This is a genomic window from Rhodoferax sp. BAB1 (assembly GCF_013334205.1).
Lineage (GTDB): Bacteria > Pseudomonadota > Gammaproteobacteria > Burkholderiales > Burkholderiaceae_C > Hylemonella.
The window spans coordinates 1915120-1931332 of record NZ_CP054424.1 but is presented as its reverse complement, the minus strand read 5'-3'; the positions used below and the strand labels follow the sequence as shown (position 1 = coordinate 1931332).

At 66.2% G+C, this 16213-nt stretch carries 17 protein-coding genes; 2 read left to right on the top strand and 15 right to left on the bottom strand.

Translation table 11 applies throughout. The annotated features are described in order from the left end of the window. Positions 1–40 precede the first annotated feature (40 nt). The 7 genes from HTY51_RS09245 to HTY51_RS09215 all read right to left on the bottom strand — a co-directional run bounded on the left by HTY51_RS09245 (position 41) and on the right by HTY51_RS09215 (position 8750). A complete protein-coding gene (locus tag HTY51_RS09245; protein ID WP_174252473.1) occupies positions 41–1813 on the bottom strand; it encodes a methyl-accepting chemotaxis protein in 1773 nt (590 codons plus the stop codon). Continuing rightward, positions 1810–2481, bottom strand: a complete 672-nt coding sequence (locus HTY51_RS09240) for an EAL domain-containing protein (RefSeq protein ID WP_174252472.1) — start codon at positions 2479–2481, stop codon at positions 1810–1812. Before HTY51_RS09240 ends, HTY51_RS09245 begins: the two co-directional genes overlap by 4 nt. Before the next feature lie 9 nt (positions 2482–2490). Continuing rightward, positions 2491–4350 carry a diguanylate cyclase domain-containing protein gene (locus HTY51_RS09235; protein WP_174252471.1) on the bottom strand — a complete coding sequence of 620 codons (1860 nt, stop codon included), beginning with the start codon at positions 4348–4350 and terminating at the stop codon, positions 2491–2493. Positions 4351–4372: 22 nt separating this feature from the next. Further along, complete coding sequence (locus HTY51_RS09230; RefSeq protein WP_174252470.1) at positions 4373–4561, bottom strand: hypothetical protein; 189 nt, start codon at positions 4559–4561, stop codon at positions 4373–4375. A gap of 10 nt (positions 4562–4571) precedes the next feature. Further along, a complete protein-coding gene (locus HTY51_RS09225) occupies positions 4572–6104 on the bottom strand; it encodes a PAS domain-containing methyl-accepting chemotaxis protein (protein ID WP_174252469.1) in 1533 nt (510 codons plus the stop codon). 191 nt (positions 6105–6295) lie between these two features. After that, complete coding sequence (locus HTY51_RS09220; RefSeq protein WP_174252468.1) at positions 6296–6880, bottom strand: ANTAR domain-containing response regulator; 585 nt, start codon at positions 6878–6880, stop codon at positions 6296–6298. Further along, positions 6834–8750 carry an MASE1 domain-containing protein gene (locus HTY51_RS09215; RefSeq protein WP_174252467.1) on the bottom strand — a complete coding sequence of 639 codons (1917 nt, stop codon included), beginning with the start codon at positions 8748–8750 and terminating at the stop codon, positions 6834–6836. The genes HTY51_RS09220 and HTY51_RS09215 overlap by 47 nt, the downstream gene beginning before the upstream one ends. A 112-nt stretch (positions 8751–8862) precedes the next feature. Between HTY51_RS09215 and rlmD the strand changes: the two genes are divergently transcribed. Beyond that, entirely contained in the window at positions 8863–10299 is a 1437-nt protein-coding gene (gene rlmD, locus HTY51_RS09210; protein WP_174252466.1) for a 23S rRNA (uracil(1939)-C(5))-methyltransferase RlmD, read from the top strand. Between the two features lie 14 nt (positions 10300–10313). Here the strand turns inward: rlmD and HTY51_RS09205 are convergent, their stop codons facing one another. After that, complete coding sequence (locus tag HTY51_RS09205) at positions 10314–10673, bottom strand: hypothetical protein (RefSeq protein ID WP_174252465.1); 360 nt, start codon at positions 10671–10673, stop codon at positions 10314–10316. Positions 10674–10791: 118 nt separating this feature from the next. Continuing rightward, on the bottom strand, positions 10792–11490 hold the full coding sequence (locus HTY51_RS09200) for a Bax inhibitor-1/YccA family protein (protein ID WP_174252464.1): 699 nt from the start codon (positions 11488–11490) through the stop codon (positions 10792–10794). A gap of 192 nt (positions 11491–11682) precedes the next feature. On the opposite strand from HTY51_RS09200, the gene HTY51_RS09195 reads away from it, so the two are divergent. After that, entirely contained in the window at positions 11683–12090 is a 408-nt protein-coding gene (locus HTY51_RS09195) for a heme-binding protein (RefSeq protein ID WP_174252463.1), read from the top strand. A gap of 44 nt (positions 12091–12134) precedes the next feature. Here HTY51_RS09195 and HTY51_RS09190 read toward each other — a convergent pair whose 3' ends face one another. From HTY51_RS09190 to HTY51_RS09165, 6 genes are all read right to left on the bottom strand, one after another. Beyond that, positions 12135–12353, bottom strand: coding sequence for a hemin uptake protein HemP (locus HTY51_RS09190; protein WP_174252462.1), 219 nt, complete (start codon positions 12351–12353; stop codon positions 12135–12137). A 14-nt stretch (positions 12354–12367) separates the two neighbouring features. Next, entirely contained in the window at positions 12368–12778 is a 411-nt protein-coding gene (locus HTY51_RS09185; RefSeq protein ID WP_174252461.1) for a biopolymer transporter ExbD, read from the bottom strand. Between the two features lie 4 nt (positions 12779–12782). Further along, positions 12783–13493: a MotA/TolQ/ExbB proton channel family protein gene (locus HTY51_RS09180; protein WP_174252460.1), complete on the bottom strand. Its 711-nt coding sequence runs from the start codon at positions 13491–13493 to the stop codon at positions 12783–12785. A 21-nt stretch (positions 13494–13514) separates the two neighbouring features. Then, positions 13515–14198: an energy transducer TonB gene (locus HTY51_RS09175; protein ID WP_254606844.1), complete on the bottom strand. Its 684-nt coding sequence runs from the start codon at positions 14196–14198 to the stop codon at positions 13515–13517. Between the two features lie 130 nt (positions 14199–14328). Then, entirely contained in the window at positions 14329–15486 is a 1158-nt protein-coding gene (locus tag HTY51_RS09170; protein ID WP_174252459.1) for an alpha-hydroxy acid oxidase, read from the bottom strand. Next, positions 15483–16166 (bottom strand): Fe2+-dependent dioxygenase, encoded by a 684-nt coding sequence (locus HTY51_RS09165; RefSeq protein WP_174252458.1) that lies wholly within the window; start codon positions 16164–16166, stop codon positions 15483–15485. The genes HTY51_RS09170 and HTY51_RS09165 overlap by 4 nt, the downstream gene beginning before the upstream one ends. Between the last annotated feature and the right edge of the window lie 47 nt (positions 16167–16213).

The following is a 16213-nucleotide window of genomic DNA, read 5'->3' as shown; positions in this document are numbered from 1 at the left end:
GAGAGAAATTGCGCACCCTGGCGGCCCTGCCGCAGCTGGCTCAGAAGGACTCCCAGTCGTCCTGGCCTGGGTGGACAGGCTTCCGGGGGGCTGTTGCGGCCGGGGCGGTGGTTTCGATTTTCATCACCCCGGTTTTCGTCGCGGTGGAGAAGGAGGGCAGGGGCCGCGGGGATGGTCGGGTGTCCACTGCCCTGGTGTTGCCCCGGGCGGGATTGGGGGCAAGGGCCACTGGCGCATGGGAAGGCCGGGTGCCCTGGAGTGCCACCGGACCTTGCGCCAGCTGGAACACGGCCACGGTCTGCACCAGTTCCTGGGCCTGGCTGTTCAGGCTGCCTGCGGCGGCGGCCATCTCCTCCACCAGCGCGGCGTTCTGCTGCGTGGCCTGGTCCATCTGCACCACGGCCTCGCCGATCTGGGCCACGCCTGCGCTCTGCTCGGTGCTGGCGGCGCTGATCTCACCCATGATGTCGGTCACGCGGCGGATGCTGCTCACCACTTCCTGCATGGTGGCACCGGCCTGGTCTACCAGGGCCGTGCCCTGTTCCACCCGCTCCACGCTATCGGTGATGAGGGTCTTGATCTCCTTGGCGGCATCGGCACTGCGGCCCGCCAGGCTGCGCACCTCGCTGGCCACCACGGCAAACCCGCGGCCCTGTTCACCGGCCCGCGCGGCTTCCACCGCGGCGTTCAAGGCCAGGATGTTGGTCTGGAAGGCGATGCCGTCGATCACGCTGATGATGTCGGCGATCTTCTTGCTCGAATCGTTGATGCCCTTCATGGTGTCCACCACCTGGGCCACCACCTCGCCACCCTTGACGGCCACGGTGCTGGCGCTCTGGGCCAGCTGGTTGGCCTGGCGCGCGTTGTCGGCGTTCTGCTTGACGGTGGAGCCCAGCTCTTCCATCGAGGCAGCAGTCTCTTCCAGCGCGCTGGCCTGGCTCTCGGTGCGCGCGCTCAGGTCCTGGTTGCCCTGGGCGATCTGGGCGCTGGCGGTGGCCACGGATTCCGAACCGGAGCGCACGGTGCTGACCACCTTGACCAGGCTGTCCTGCATGGCCGAGAGCGCTCTCAGCAGTTTCGCTACTTCGTCCTGGCCCCGTACCTGGAAGCGGTGGCCCAGGTTGCCTTGCGACACAGCGTCGGCCGCGGCAATGGCCTCGTCCAGTGCGCGCGAGATGCCGCGCACCAGGACCATGCCGAACAGCACGGAGAACAGGAGACCGGCCGTGATGGCGCTGATCGACACGATGCGGATCATCTGGTAGCGCGCATCTGCGGTAGCGTATTCCGCCTGGGCGACGTCGAGTTGCAGTTTTTTCAGGGCCGCGATGCCGGCCCCGACCGGTTCGTACAGCGGACGGATCTTGTCGGTCACGATCTGCTTGACGCCTTCGACGTCGTTGGCGTGCAGCGCGGCCACGGCCGGCCGCAGGCCTTCCCGCACGAACCGGCCACGATCATCGGCAAATTGCCTGGCGATTTTTCCCTCTTCGGCCGTCAGGGTCGTTGCCATAAAGTCATCCCAGGTCTTGGTGATGGCTGCAATATTGGCTTCGATCTCGGCCGTGTTGGCCTGGATGGTTTCGGGCGTCGGGGTCACGATCGAAACCGCAATGGCCAGCCGATTGCGCAGCAGCAAGCGCTCGATGTCTGCGACCTGTCCCAGGGGGATGGTGCGATCCTCATACACCGTCTTGAGCCCCGCATTGGATTGGCTGATGCCGAACAGGCCCAGCAGTCCGATGCCGATCAATATGAGCGACATCAGGCCGATGAGCAGCGTCAGCCGGGTGGATATCTTGAACTGGTTCATGGTCTTGTCTCCTGGTGACTGGCTTGTTCTGGTGTCTGGAAATGCCGCTGCAGCAACGACTCGAACGCCGGCAATGGCATGGGGCGGTGAAAGAGGTAGCCCTGGCAGGTGGTGCAGCCATAAAGCGCCAGGCGGTCGCGCTGGGCTTCTGTCTCGACACCTTCGGCGATGACAGCCAGCCCGAGGTTGTGCGCCATGCCGATGATGGTCTGCACGATGACGTCGTCGTCCGGGTCGTCGGTGATGTCCTGCACGAAGCTCTGGTCGATCTTGATCTTGCTCACCGGCAGGGCCTTGAGGTAGGCGAGCGAGGAGTAGCCTGTGCCGAAGTCGTCCAGCGAGATGCTGCAGCCCAGTTCCACCAGGGCCAGCAGCTGATCCAGGGCCTGGCGCGGCTGGGTCATGGCCACGGTCTCGGTGATTTCAAGTTCCAGCCAGCGGGCGTGCGCGCCATGCCGGGCCAGCGCGCTGCGCACCTTGTCGGTAAGCTGACCCTGGTGCAACTGATGGGCCGAAACGTTGATGGACAGGCGCATGGGCGTACCGGCATGCTGCCAGGTGGCGATCTGGCGGCACGCGGTTTCCAGCACCCAGTCAGACAGCGGCAGGATCAGCCCGGTGGCCTCGGCGATCGGGATGAAGCGGTCCGGTCCGACGCGACCCAGCACCGGATCCTGTCAGCGCAGCAGGGCTTCGGCACCCTCCAGCCGGCCATCGCGCAGATTGACCTGGGGCTGGAAATGCAGGCTCAGCAACTGCTCGCTCAGGGCGGTCTTGAGCCGCGAGTGCAGCAGCATGTCCTCATGCGTGCGGCGGTCCATGTCCAGCGAATAGCAGGCGTAGTCCCCGCGCCCGGCCTGTTTGGCCTGGTACATGGCCATGTCGGCATAACGCAGCAGCGTGTCGCTGTCGCGTGCATCGTCCGGGTAGTAGGCCAGCCCGATGCTGGCCCCGCTGTAGACCTGCTGGTCCGGCAAGTCAAAGGCGTCCTGCAGGCAGGCGAGGATCTTGAGGGCCACGCTGACGGCTTCGTCGGCATGGTTGAGGTCGGGCAGCAGGATGGAAAATTCATCCCCGCCCATGCGTGCCAGTGTGTCGCTGGTTCGCAACTGGCTGTGGATGCGCCGGCTGGCCTGCACCAGCAGGGCATCCCCGACGGCGTGGCCAAAGGTGTCGTTGATCGTCTTGAAGTGGTCCAGGTCCATGAAGAGCACCGCCACCCGGTGGTGGCTGCGTTCGGCCCGTGACAGCGCCTGCCGGAGCTGCAATTGGAAGAGCCAACGGTTGGGCAGGCCGGTGAGCTCGTCGTGCGTGGCCTGGTAGCGCAGCGATTCCTCGAGCTTCTTGCGCTCGGTCAGGTCGCGCAGGTAGGCAATCGCATGCGGCTTGCCGTCCACCTCCCAGTAGCCCAGGGAGATATCCACCGGCTGCAGGGAACCATCGCGCCGGTAGAGCCTGAGGTCCATGATGCCCATGGCGCGGCTGTGTGGCGCATGGAAAAAGTCGCGCATGGATTGCGCGTGCCGTTCGCGCAGGTGGGGCGGCAGGAAGATGGACACGTTCTGACCGATGAGCTCCTTGGGGAGATAGGCGCTGAGTACCTGCATGGCCGGATTGGCCAGCACGATGGTGCCTTCCTGATCGACCCAGATCACGCCGTCCGGGGCGGCCGTGAGCGTGGCATTCTCCCGCTGGTACAACATCTCCAGTCGCTGCATCGGGCGGCTCAGGGCTTCGTTGAAGGTCGCATGGAACAGGTAGAGATAAGCCGCCACCTGGTAGGCATTTCCTGCGGAATGCAGGCTGGTGTGCGACAGGCCGATGGAAAGGCTGAAGAACAGCCCTGCGACGGCGGACAGGGCCGCCGCAAAGATCAGGGCCATCAGGCACTCCTGTTCCAGCATCGAACGACGTTGCCAGAAGACGAACAGGGTGCTCAGGTGCAGGATGACGATGGCGACCTGCAGACTCCAGTAGAGGGCGGTCGGCCGGTCCTGCCCGTCGAGCAGGACCGGCGGCAGGGCCGACTGCGTCAGCACCAGGTAGCCGGGAAGGAGGACACCCGCCAGCACGATCCCGACCGCCATGCGCTTGCGGGTGCGGCTCACGTCGGGCACGGCGGGTAGTGCGGCGTAGACCAGCAGGACGACTGCGGCCACCAGCCGGGCAGCCAGGCCGAAGCCGAGCGAGGCTTGCCTGGCCGCGGGCTCGAGGTCTTCGGCCAGATCGGCATGGCTGGCCACGTTCAGGAACCCGAGCAATGCGACGCCGAGGAAACCGACGCCCAGCCAGACCACGGCGCCCTTGCGGGGAGACAGGATGGCGCGGTAGCCGGTGATGAAGATCAACAGGGCGACCAGCACCGTGATCAGGTCGGCCGCGATATGCCAATGCGGCAACCAGGTGCTGGCAAGTGTTGCCGAAACATCCTGACGCAGCAAGACCAGCATCAGCGGTATCGAAAGAGCCAGCAGGCCGATGCCGGCACCGAATTGATAGGGGTGCCGATGAGGGTGCAGGGCGACGCTGGCGGTCATCTGATGAGGGGGTATGGTGATTTCAGTTGTTCCTGGATTGCGCTATCAGTGCCTCTGCGATGCGGCGGGCCTGTTCCCGGCCCGCTTCATCCGTTTCGTCCAGGTGGTCACGCAGCAGCAGGGACGCCTTGATCAGCTCGTCGCGCGCCATCTGCATGGCCTCGATCATTTCGGCCAGCTTCTGCGGCGGAATGGAGGAGGGGGTGTCCACGGCGCGCGGTTCAGACGGAGAAGACGCGGATGGCTTCCATCAGGCGCTGGGCCTGTTCGCGCATGCTGCCGGCCGCGGCACTGCTTTGTTCCACCATGGCGGCGTTCTGCTGCGTCATCTCGTCCAGCTGTGATACGGCCTGTCCCACCTGCGCGATGCCGATGGCCTGTTCCTTGGACGCCGAGGTGATTTCCGCGATCAGGTCGTTGACGCGCCGTACCTGGCTCACCACTTCCGTCATGGTCTGACCGGCCTGGGCCACCTGGCGCGAGCCCGTGTCGACCTTGCCGACCGAGTCGGCGATCAGGCCCTTGATCTCCTTGGCGGCCTCGGCGCTGCGCCCGGCCAGCGATCGCACCTCGCTGGCCACGACGGCAAAGCCGCGCCCCTGTTCCCCGGCGCGTGCCGCTTCCACCGCAGCGTTCAGTGCGAGGATGTTGGTCTGGAAGGCAATGCCGTCGATGACGCCGATGATGTCGGCGATGCGGCGGCTCGAATCCGAGATGAGCGACATGGTGGAGACGATGTTGGCCACCGCCTCGCCGCCACGGCTGGCGGCCTCGCTGGTGGCGCCGGCGAGCTGGCTGGCCTGCTGGGCGGTGTCCGAGTTCTGTCGCACGGTGGCGGTCTGCTCTTCCATGGCCGCGGCCGTCTCTTCCAGGCTGGAAGCGGTTTGTTCGGTGCGACTGGACAGGTCGTTGTTGGCGGTGGCGATTTCCTGGCTGGCCACATGCAGGCCGGAGACCTGCTCGTTGACGTCGGACACCAGCGACTGCAGGTTCAGCCCGGCCTGGGTGATGGCGCGCGCCAGCAGGCCGATATCGTCACAGCGGTCCAGGCTCAGGTCGCTGGCCGCCTCCCCGCTGGCCACCTGCTGGGCCGTGCAGCGCACGCGCGCCAGCGGGCCGGTGACCTGCGCCTCGATGAACAGATCGGCCAGCAGCAGGCCCACGGCGAGGATGCCGGCCAGGCCGGGCTGGCCGCTTGCCGCCAGGCCAGCTCCCAAGAGGGCGGCCAGCACCAGCAGCGGCAGGCGCACGCGCCAGGCGGTTGGCAGCAGTTGCAAGGTGCTCATCCAGCGCAGCCAGCCGGTGCGCACCACCAGGCCGCGATGGAAGGCCAGACCGGCGGCCTTGCCCTCGCGAAAGCGCCGGTACAAGTCCTCGGCGGCCTGTATCTCCTCCCGACCTGGCTTGGTGCGTACCGACAGGTAGCCCACCACCTCGCCGTTGCGGCGCATGGGCGCGGCGTTGGCACGGACCCAGTAGTGGTCGCCATCCTTGCGCCGGTTCTTGACCAGGGCGGTCCAGGACTGGCCTTCCTTGAGGGTGCGCCACATGTCGGCGAAAGCCGCAGCCGGCATATCGGGATGACGAACCAGGTTGTGGGGCTGGCCGATCAGCTCATCGACGCGGTAGCCGCTGGTGCGGATGAAGGCCGCGTTGGCGTACTTGATGTGGCTGGAGGTGTCGGTGGCGGACAGCAGCGTTTCACTGCTGGAGAATTCATATTCCCGCTGGGTAACCGGTAGGTTCGTGCGCATGAGGTCCCTCGAACTGATTCCTGGGAGCTGAAACGCCATTGCGCGCTGGGCGCCGGTGGCGTTTCAACAAGGCAGGGTCAGGGCCTCATGAAGGGACGGCCATTCGCATGGCCAGTCCTGACAGTTTTTATAACACGATACCTTGATCGGTATCAATCAGAAACGATGTCAGCGCCCCGATTCCGTGTTTATTAACCACGGATGATCTCGGCCGCCAGATCGGCCAGCTTGCGGCGCTGGGTGCGTGCCATCTTGCGCAGCAGCTCGAAGGCGTCCTGGCGATTGAGATGGTGCTGCACCATGGTGATGCCGGTCGCCACGCTGATGTCGCGCTCGGCGTCCAATGCGGCCTGCAACTGGGCCCGCGTTTCCCGCAGGCCCTGCAGTTCATTGGCGCGCGCGAGTGCCGCCTCGATCGCCGGCACGAGCTGCGACGTGTCCAGCGGCTTCACCAGGTAGGCCAGGGCGCCGTGCTGGCTGGCCTGGCCGATCATGTGCTGCTCGCTGTAGGCGCTGAGCATGAGGAAGGGAATGTGGTCGAGCTCGCTCAGGCGCCGGGCCAGGTGCAGGCCGTCCTGACCGCTCATGCGGATGTCCACAATGGCCAGGTCGGGGCGCACGCCGCTGGCCAGCAGCACTTCGGCTTCTTCGGAGGATTCAGCCGTGCTGACGCGGTAGCCCGCATGCTGCAGGCCTGTGCTCAGCGTTGCAATCACGAGCCGGTCATCGTCAACCAGCAGGAGATGGATAGGCGCTGGCTTGTCCGGTGTCTTCATGCCGGAGCCTTTTCCAGGTGCAGTACCGGGGGGAGATCTCCAGCCGGGTGAGAACCTCGTTGTCCCGCTGTTCCCGGGTCAACCTGGCGCCCTCGCGCGGCATCAGCGAGGCCACCAGTTGCAGGCCGTTGTGTTGTGCGGTCGGGCGATCGGTGTTGGTCCGCAAGTGGCCTGAGTTGCGGATGCTGACCTGGATAGTCTCCGGATCTTCGCCTTTTCGCAGCGTCACGCTGACGTGGCCATGGGCCTTGCCACCATGCTTGACAGCGTTGACCAGCAGTTCGTTGAGCACCAGGGCGATCGGGACGGCCTCTTTTTCGGCAATGATGCCGGGCGTCCAGAGGGCAGGGATGTCCACGGCAATGGGGGTTTGCCAGACGGACTGGACATCGGTGGCGATGGCGCTGGTCAATTCGCACAGGCGCACGGTGTCCAGGGAGGCGTGGCCCTGCAGGCCATGCAGCACGGCGATGCTGCGGATCTGGCTCATGACCTGGTTGATGGCTTCGGTTGTCTGCGGGTTTTCCTGCGCAAACAGGCGCAGCAAGCCGGAAATGCCCTGCAGGTTGTTCTTGATGCGATGGTGAACTTCGCGCACCAGCGCGTTGCGGTGGGCGGTTTCATCGGCCAGGCGTTTGGCCTCCTGCTGCTTCTGGAGGGTGATGTCCGTGTGGGTGACGACGTAGTTGGTGATGACCCCGTCTTCGTTCTTCACGGCTGTACAGGTCAGCCATTGGGGGAAAACCTCGCCGTTCTTGCGTCGGTGCCAGACCTCGTCATTCCAGACCCCGTGGTCTCGCCCGGTGCGCCATGCATTCTCGTAAAAGCTGGCCGGATGGCGGTCGGAGCGCATGAAAGTGGTGGGCTGGCCCACCACCTCCTCGTTGGTATAGCCCATGATTTGCGTGAAGCTCTTGTTGGTGCGCAGGATGCGCATCTGGGCGTCGGTGACGATCATGCCCTCCTGGCATTCGAAGGCGGTGGCGGCGATGCGCAGGTCGGCTTCTGCGTTCCGGTAGCCCTTGATGCGCAAGGCCAGAAACATGATCATCAGCCAGCTCAGGGTGACAAAGAACCAGCCGTCGAGCAGGCGGGTCTCGACGTTCGGATGGGCCATGAAGCCGGTGTTGTCATGGATGCCGTGCATCGTTTGTGCGGCGATGATGCACAGGACGATGATCGCCCCATGCGGGCCCAGGCGGGTGGCGGCCCAGAAGGCCAAGGGTAGCAGCCAGTAGCCCTTGGGCATATAACCGGCCAGCGCTTCCGACAGCCATCCCTGGAGCACGATCTGACCTATGAGCAGGGTCAGGCCGAGGATGAGGGCCGCTTCGGTCCAGCGCTGGCGATCCTTCAGCTGCTCGGGCACCTGTCGCCAGATGAGGATCAGGGAGGTGATCAAAAGGATGCCCAGCGCATCCCCGATCACCCACTGCACCATGTTCCTGCCGAAGTCGTCTGAGGCCAGGCCGCCAGTGAGCGTCAGGCTGCCGACGCCCACGAGGGCGCTGAGCAGGCCGGCCGGAATGGCGGCCCAGAGGATCAGACGGGAAAAATCACCAATGCTCTGCAGCCCCGGGTTGAATCTGGCATCGCGCGATAGCAGCCAGTGGGCCAGCAGCGCACCCGCCGTTGCGCCGCCGGCGGTGGTCAGGGCAGCAGGTACGGTCAGGCCCAGCAGGAATTCGGAAAGCAGGGCACCGGCAAAAATGCCCCAGGCCAGGCGACGCCCGCCCAGCAACAGGGATGCCAGCGCCCAGCCGCTGGCAGGCCAGAAGACGCCGATGACACCCGCGGGCGAAAAGAGGTTCAGTGCCAGCCATGCCAGCAGGGCGTAGAGCAAGGCCACACCCAGCAGCTGATAAACCAAGGGAAGTTTCTGGATGCTTTTCAACCTTGCTCCGCGGCCATGTCCGGTGATAAACAAACGAGGCAGTCTTAGGCTGCCGATCCGGCAGTCTAACCTCGGGGACAATAGGGGCATGACTGAAGAAAGCAATAAAAACGCAACTTTTCCACCGGACAGCCTCCGTATCGAATCGCTCGACATCGAGGCCCAGGGCATCGCCCACCGGGCCGACGGCAAGGTGGTGTTTGTCGAAGGCGCACTGCCCTTCGAGGTGGTCAGTGCCAGCGTCAACCGCAGGAAGAACAACTGGGAGCAGGCCACGGTCACGGCCATCCACCAGGAGTCGTCCCAGCGCGTGCGGCCCGGCTGCCCGCATTTCGGCCTGCATGCCGGTGCCTGCGGTGGCTGCAAGATGCAGCATCTGCATCCGGCGGCCCAGGTGGCGGTGAAGCAGCGTGTGCTGGAGGACAACCTCTGGCATCTGGGCAAGGTGCGTGCCGAGACCGTGCTGCGCCCGATCGAGGGGCCGGCCTGGGGTTACCGTTACCGCGCGCGCCTGTCGGTGCGCCATGTGCGCAAGAAGGGCACGGTGCTAGTGGGTTTCCACGAGCGCAAGAGCCGTTACGTGGCCGACATGGAGGTCTGCCCGGTGCTGCCGCCCCATGTGAGCGCCATGCTGATGCCGCTGCGCGCCCTGATCGGTTCGCTCGACGCCATCGAGACCTGTCCGCAGATCGAGCTGGCCTGCGGTGATGCGGTGACGGCCCTGGTGCTGCGGCACCTGGAGCCCCTGAGCGCCGGGGATCTCGCGAAACTGCGTGCCTTTGCGGTCCTGAACCCGGAGGTGCAGTGGTGGTTGCAGCCCAAGGGGCCGGATACCGTGCACCTGCTGGATGACACGCCGGATGCCCTGCCGCTGAGCTACGCGCTGCCCGAGTTCGGCATCACCATGCCCTTCAAGCCGACCGATTTCACCCAGGTCAATCCGCACATCAACCGCGTGCTGGTCTCGCGCGCGCTGCGCCTGCTGGATGCGCAGAAGGACGAGCGGGTGATCGACTGGTTCTGTGGCCTGGGCAACTTCACCCTGCCCATCGCCACCCAGGCGCGCGAGGTGCTGGGCATCGAAGGCAGCGAGACCCTGGTGGCGCGCTCACGCGAGAACCTGCGCGGCAACCAGGTGACTCGCCCCGCCGGACAGGCCCTGGCGCCGACCGCTTTTGTGGCGCGCAACCTTTTCGAGATGACGCCCGAGTTGTTGATTCAGGACGGTGTGGCCGACAAGTGGCTGGTCGATCCGCCGCGCGAGGGCGCTTTCGCCCTGGCCAAGACCCTGGCCGACCTGCACCAGCAGCAGGTGGATCCCGCCAACCACCCGGCTACGCCGGGGGCGCAGGGCTGGACGCCGCCGCGGCGCATCGTCTACGTGAGCTGCAACCCGGCCACGCTGGCGCGCGACGCCGGTCTGCTGGTGCACCAGGCGGGGTATCGCTGCACGCAGGCGGGGGTGGTCAACATGTTCCCGCACACCGCGCACGTCGAGAGCATGGCGGTGTTCGAACGGGCCTGAGGAGCCCGTGCGGATCAGGAGGTTTTCTTGTCGGCCGGGGCGGGCTTGGCTGCCGGGGCCGGTTTTTTCTCGGCCGCAGCCGGTTTCTGCGCTTCGGCCGCTTCCCTGGCCTCAGGCGTGGGCTGGCCTTCGAGCTTGTTGTCCCGCATGTACTGGTCCATCTCGCGCCAGCCATCGAAGACGGCGGTCTTCAGGGCCTTGGGATTGAGCTGGTAGCACTCCTCGATGCCGCGTTGGGCGTAACGACAGGCGCCGCCGATGGCCCTGGCCTCGGCCTCGCGCTGGGCGATGCGCGGGTCCGGGCCCAGCCCGGGGATGTCGCAGGCGGCCAGCAGCAGGGCAAGGGCGGGGATGAGCAGGAGGCGCAGCGTCATGGGTAGGCAGGAGGGCGTTATTGACCTTATCGGCATCTCAGGGGACAGGTTGAGTGTCGCATAGCCCGCGGGATGAAAAAAAGGCCCCGCAGGGCCTTTTTCCCGGGCAGTTCTGCCCTTATTCGCGCTCGCCGCCGAAGATGCCCAGCAGGGCCAGCAGGCTCTGGAACACGTTGACGATGTCCAGGTACAGGGCCAGGGTGGCGCTGATGTAGTTGGTCTCGCCGCCGTCGATGATGCGCTTGATGTCGTAGAGCATGAAAGCGCTGAAGATGCCGATGGCCAGCATGGAGATCACGATCATGCCGGTGCTGGAACCCACGAAGACGTTGATGACCGAGCCGACCAGCAGCACGATGGCACCAACCATCAGCCACTTGCCCATGCCCGAGAGGTCACGCTTGATCACCGTGGCCAGGCTGGCCATGACGAAAAACACGCCGGCGGTGCCTGCGAAGGCGGTCATCACCAGGTCGGAGCCGTTCTTGAAGCCCAGCACCATGGCGATCAGGCGCGAGAGCATCAGGCCCATGAAGAAGGTGAAACCCAGCAGCACCGGCACACCGGCGGCCGAGTTCTTGGTCTTCTCGATGGCGTAGATGAAGCCGAAGGCGCCGCCCAGGAAGACGATCAGGCCGACGAAGCCGGTCAGGGAGGCGGTGATGCCGGTGGCCACGCCGATCCAGGCGCCCAGCACGGTGGGCAGCAGGCTCAGGGCCAGCAGCCAGTAGGTATTGCGCAGCACCTTGTTGCGCTCGGTGGCGGACAACACCTGGCCATAGCCGGTCTGCCCGTAGGTTTGAACTTGTTCGCTCATGTCTTCATCTCCTTATCAAGCTGAGAACAGCTGTTGCCCAGTTGCGGTCATTCTAGGCGGATTCAAGCCACCGGCTGCAATCCACCACACACCCTGTGTATTTGTCATGGCAGTTTTGCAGGGCCGCAGGGCGGCTGCGGGGAGAACTGAGGCTATGCTTGCACGTTGTCATTTTTTAGCCACTTTCCCACCATGCAAACCAAATCCATCCTCCAGCTCGCCGACATCAAGCAGATCGCCGCTGCCGCCGAGGCCGAAGCCCTCAAGAACAGCTGGGCTGTCAGCATCTCCATCGTCGATGACGGCGGCCACCTGCTGTGGCTGCAGCGCCTGGACGGTGCCGCCCCCATCTCCGCCCAGATCGCCCCGGCCAAGGCCCGCACCGCGGCCATGGGCCGGCGTGAAAGCCGCATCTACGAAGAGATGATCAACGGGGGCCGTGTGTCCTTCCTCAGCGCCCCGGGCCTGGACGGCCTGCTGGAAGGCGGTGTGCCGATCATGAAGGACGGCCAGTGCCTGGGCGCCGTGGGCGTCAGCGGCGTGAAGTCGGTGGAAGACGCGCAGATCGCGCGTGCCGGTATTGCCGCCATCGGCCTGTAAACGGCGCTCGCCATCAATCACAAGGGGCCCATCGGGCCCCTTGTTCATTTGGTCAGGATCAGCTTGCCCTGGCGCGTGGCCTGCAGGCGGTAGAACTCGCCGTTGTGGTGGATCGTGACGGCCTTGCCCCCCCGCAGCAGGGCGGCGCTGTCCAGCTGCGTGTCGGGTGCCAGCCGTGCTGCCGGGGCGCCGGGGCCGTCCGTGACCTGGCTGGCGGACACGTCGGGTGCGCCGGGACGGGGGGCGTTGACGGTTGCACTCATGCCGCTTGCCGGGTTCAGCGTTTGGGCTCGGACACGAAGCCGATCTTGCGCAGCCCGGCCTGGTGCGCCATGGCCATGGCCTGGGCCACGCGTTCATAGCGCACGGCCTTGTCGCCATTGATGTGCAGGTCGGGTTGGGGGCTACGCGCGCCCTCGGCCTGCAGCAGGGCCGGCAGGGCTTCGTCGCTGACCGGGTTGCCGTTGAGATAGTAGGCGCCGGCGGCATCGACCGACAGGCGCAGCGTCTCGGGCTTGATCTCCTCGCGCTGGCTCGAGGCCTGCGGCAGGTCCACGTTGACCGCGTGTTTCATCACCGGCACGGTGATGATGAAGATGATGAGCAGCACCAGCATGACGTCGACCAGCGGCGTCATGTTGATCTCGTTCATCACCTCGTCGGTGTCGTCCTGGGTTCCGAAGGCCATGGTTTCAGGCTTTCTTCATGGGCACGACCTTGGCTTCGCTGCCACCCACGCGCGCGCCGGTGACGAAGTAGGCGTGCAGGTCATGGGCGAAGCTGCCCAGCGTGCCCAGGATGGCCTTGTTGCCGCGCACCAGGGCGTTGTAGCCCAGCACGGCGGGGATGGCCACCGCCAGGCCCAGCGCCGTCATGATCAGCGCCTCGCCGATCGGGCCGGCCACCTTGTCGATGGTGGCCTGGCCGGCCACGCCGATGCTCAGCAGGGCGTGGTAGATACCCCAGACAGTGCCGAACAGGCCGACGAAGGGAGCGGTGGAGCCCACCGAGGCCAGGATGGCCAGGCCGCCCTGCAGGCGTGCCGTGGCGTGGTCCATGCTGTTGCGCAGGCAGCGCGTGACCCAGTCGCTCACGTCCAGGCTGTCGTGCAGGTGCGCCTTGGTGTTGCGATGGTGCGCCACGGCCTCGCGTCCCTCCTCGGCGAGATTGCGGAAGGGGTTGTCTTCCTGCGGGCCGAGCCTGGTCAGGCCTTCGGCGAAGTCGGCGCTGTGCCAGAAGGTCTCGGCCTGGCGGGCCAGCTTCTTGTAGCGCACGATGTCCAAGGCCTTGAGCACGATCACCATCCACGAAGCCAGGGACATGCCCAGCAGCAGCAGGGCGACGCCGCGTGTGACCCAGTCACCCTGGGCCCAGACGTTGTACAGACCGAATTGCGATTCCATAAAAGACTCCGGAAGAAAAAATTATTCGAGCACGAAATTGATGGGCACGTTGAACCACATGGCCTCGGCCATGCCGTTGCGTTTGCCCGGCACGTAGCGCCAGCTGCGCACCGTGGCCAGGGCCGCCTGGTCCAGCCGGCCGTAACCGCTGGAGCTGCGGATCTCGGCCTGCTGGGCGGTGCCGTCGACGCCGATCAGCACGCGCACCACCACCTTGCCCTGTTCGCCCAGACGCCGGCTCAGCGCCGGGTAGGCCGGCTTGGGATTGTTCAGGTAGGCCGCATCGCTGGAGGGCAGCTCGATGCGTGCCGGTGCCGGCGGGGCGGCGGGCGCGGGGGCCACGGTGGTGGCAGCGATGGCCTCCGGGGCTGCTGGCGCCGGGACCGGTGCCGCGGGGGCCATGACGGGCGCCGGCTCGGGGCTGGGTGTGGGCAGTGGTGGCGTTGGCGCCACCTTGAGCTCGGGCCTGGCCTCCTGCTTCAGCGGCTTGGGGGCGACCGGTGTCTGCGGCTGCGGCGCCGGCGGGGCGGGCTGGCTGATGAACTCGCTGAGGATCTCGCCCGGGATGATGATCTCCACCGCGCGGCGCATCAGGCCCGACTGCAGCGCCCACAGCACGGCGACGTGCAGCAGGACCACGCTGGTGGCAATGAGCAGGCGGCGGTTCATGTAGGCAGCGGGCGGGTGGGGCAGGGTCAGGCTCATATTGTCGGGGGCGGCCGATGGGCCGGCGTCTCTATTTCCGGAAGATCCAGCAACTGGCCAGTGTCACCAGCACCAGGCTGCCCAGAAGGATCATCAGGAAGGACATGATGGGAAAGATTATAAATGAGAATTATTCGTATTGATGTGACGCTGTCGAATTCTTTGACAAAGTGGGATCCCACAGCACATCCCGGCTGATCTGCGCCAGTTCGCGGCAGCCACACAGGGCCATGGCGATTTCGAGTTCGTCGCGCAGCAGGCGCAGCACATGGGCCACACCCATGGCGCCGGCGTTGGCCAGGCCGTAGACATAGGGTCGCCCGACCAGCACGGCCGAGGCACCCAGGGCCAGGGCCTTGAGCACATCGGTGCCGCGCCGGATGCCACCATCCACCAGCAGGGGCAGGGCTCCGCCCAGCGCGTCAGCGATCCGGGGCAGCACGGCCGCGGTGGCCGGCGTGGTGTCCAGCGTGCGGCCACCATGGTTCGAAATCACGAGACCGGCGACGTTCAGGCCAGCCGCCTGGCGCGCGTCTTCGGGGTGCAGCACGCCCTTGAGCAGGATGGGCAGGCGTGTCTGTGTCTGCAGCCAGCTCACATCGTCCCAGGTCGGGGCCCGGCGCAGCAAGCCGTCGAAGAGGGCGCTCTGTCCGGGCTGGAGTTTGGGCAAGAAGGCCGGCGGCCAGCCCTCCAGGTTGACGGCCCGCACCCCCACCGGCAGGGTGAAGCCGGCGCGCCGTTCGCGGTCACGCGCGCCGTGGACGGGCGCATCCACGGTGAGGACCAGTGCCTCGTAGCCTGCCGCCTCGGCGCGCTGTACCAGATCGAGCGTGCAAGCCCGGTCCTCCTGCAGGTAAAGCTGGAACCACAAGGGGCCGCGCCCCGGCTCGTCCAGCACCGCCTGGGCCACGGTTTCCAGCGCGATGCTGGATTGCGTGCTGAGCACCAGGCCTGCACCGAGTGCGGCCGCCGCATGGGCCGTGGCGAGTTCGCCATCCGGATGCGCCATGCGCTGGAAGGCCACCGGTGCCAGCAGGATGGGGTGGGCCAGGTTGCGGCCCAGCAGTTGCACGCGGGTGTGGCCACCGCTCAGGGGCTGCAGCACGCGCGGCAGCAACTGCAGCGTATCCCAGCCGTGGCGGTTGGCCGCCAGTGTGAGTTCGTCGGCGGCACCGCCGCTGAAATAGGCCCAGGCGTTCCCGTCCAGCCGCGTGCGGGCCTGTGCCTCGTGGTCGGCCAGGTTGACCAGGCCCGCGGGCACGCTGGCCAGTGCAGGAAGGGCGCTCATGTGTCGGACCACATGCGCAGGAGGTTGTGATAGGTGCCGGTCAGCGCCGTGGTCTCGGCGTTCTCACCGTGCTGCTGGCGCAGGCGCAGCAGGTTCATGTCCAGTTCGTAGAGCAGGCGTCGCTGCTCGTCGCTGCGCACCATGCTCTCGATCCAGAAAAAACAGGCCAGGCGCTGGCCACGCGTGACGGGCCGCACCTCGTGCAGGCTGGTGCCGGGGTAGAGCACCATGTGCCCGGCTGGCAGCTTGACGGCCTGGTCACCAAAGGTGTCGCTGATGCACAGTTCGCCGCCTTCGTACTCGTCGGGCTCGGCGAGGAAGACCGTGCAGGAAATGTCGGTGCGCACGCGCTGGCCGCTGTCGGGCAGCGCGCGGATGGCGTTGTCGATGTGCCGGCCGTAGTGGTTGCTGCTGCCGCCATAGCGGTTGATGCGTGGCGTGAACACCTTTTTGGGCAGCGCAGCCGAGAAGAAGGCCGGGCTGCGGTCCAGCCCGCGCAGCACCAGGGTGCGGATCTCGCGAGCCGCCTCGCAGTCGTGCGGGAGCTGCTCGTTGTTTTTAACTTGCGCTGCCTGCACACCGGCACTCTGCTTGCCGTCGTCCCAGGCCGCGCCGGCCAGCAGTTCGCGGGCGCGCCGCAGTTCCTGGGTGTTGAGGATGTCGGGGATGTGCAGCAGCATGGTGGGTGGTGGAATGCGGCCGGCCTTGCCAGGGCCGGCCGGGGTTC